This is a genomic window from Methylocella tundrae (genome assembly GCF_901905185.1).
Lineage (GTDB): Bacteria > Pseudomonadota > Alphaproteobacteria > Rhizobiales > Beijerinckiaceae > Methylocapsa > Methylocapsa tundrae.
On sequence record NZ_CABFMQ020000123.1, the window covers coordinates 1 to 1,251 of the forward strand.

The 1,251-nt window shown below is 63.9% G+C and carries 1 protein-coding gene; it reads right to left on the bottom strand.

The genetic code is table 11. The features are described from left to right. Positions 1–30: 30 nt before the first annotated feature. Positions 31–1,251 (bottom strand): IS701 family transposase (locus tag MPC4_RS18125; protein ID WP_174513771.1); only part of this gene is annotated, 1,221 nt, incomplete at its 5' end.

The following is a 1,251-nucleotide window of genomic DNA, read 5'->3' on the forward strand; positions in this document are numbered from 1 at the left end:
TTTGGTTCGACGGCGTCGGCGATGAGTTTCTCACAGTGGGGGCATCGTCTGGGTGGAGGCCGTGCGAAGAGGTCGAGAATGGCTTGTCTGATGGCCGGCAGGCTCGGTTGTGGCGGCGGTCCCCCGATTCTTTTTTTTCCGTCCCGCGGCCTTGAGGCGGCGGGTCTGGAGGAAGGCGTAGGCGATCATTGTCATCAAGGCGTGCCGGTGTAGTCCGATCCAGGATCTGCCTTCGAAGTGGTCGAGGCCGAGTTCTTCCTTCAACTGCTGATGCGCCTGCTCGCAGACCCATCTGGCTTTGATCGTGGCGGCGAGCGTCTTGAGGCTGGTATCGGCCGGAAGGTTGGACACATAGTATTTTTGCTCGCCGCTCGACCTCCGTTCGCCGACGAGCCAGACCTCGTCGCCCGGCATGCATTGCATGCGATCATCAAGCATGCGGTGCTTATGACCGTCTGCAACGCGAACGCGGCGGGCCGCGAAGAGGCATGTCAGCCGGCCCTTTGTGCCCCGCCGCCAATTAACCCTTCGCCATTTCTCTTCCGACAACAACGCTTCGGCAGAGACCGGAGGCTGATCCGGGATGCTGTATTTGCGCGGCCTTCCGGCCCTGGCGACCGGAAAGATCAAAGCGACGTCGGCGGGATAGACGTTCTGGCGCCGCGACAGCCCGACCGCCCACTTGAGACCGCGCGCGCTCAAGGCCTGACGGAAAGACCCGCTGGAGCCGTATCCCGAATCGGCGAGGACGCAACCGAAGCGCGCGCCCGAGGCGATGACGCGGTCGATCTCTTCGATCGCGATCTCCGGCTTCGTCAGAGCGGTCCGCCTATCCTCCGGCACACGAGCCCGCGCCATGCGCTCGGGATCATCTGTCCAGCTTTCGGGCAGGAATAGCCGCAGGCCCACCATCACCGGAATCTCGCGTGACGCCAACGTTAGCGAGACCAGCGACTGACAGTTGGCGGTCTTTCCGAGCGACGAGGCATATTGTGGCGCGACGCCGACCGAATGCTCGCCCTTTTTCGGCAATGCCGTATCGTCAACGATCAGCCACGCGTCGGCGCCGCCAACCATTCTGTCGGCTTCGGCGAGCAGGGCCTTCTCAAGCGGCGCGGCGTCCCACACGCCGCTGGCGATGAAGTGATGAAGCTGGTCGTAGCCGACTTCGCCGTCGCGCGCCGCCATGGGCTGGACGCTCTTGCGATCCCCCGCGCCGATCAGCCCCGCAACATAAACCGGGCACATCCG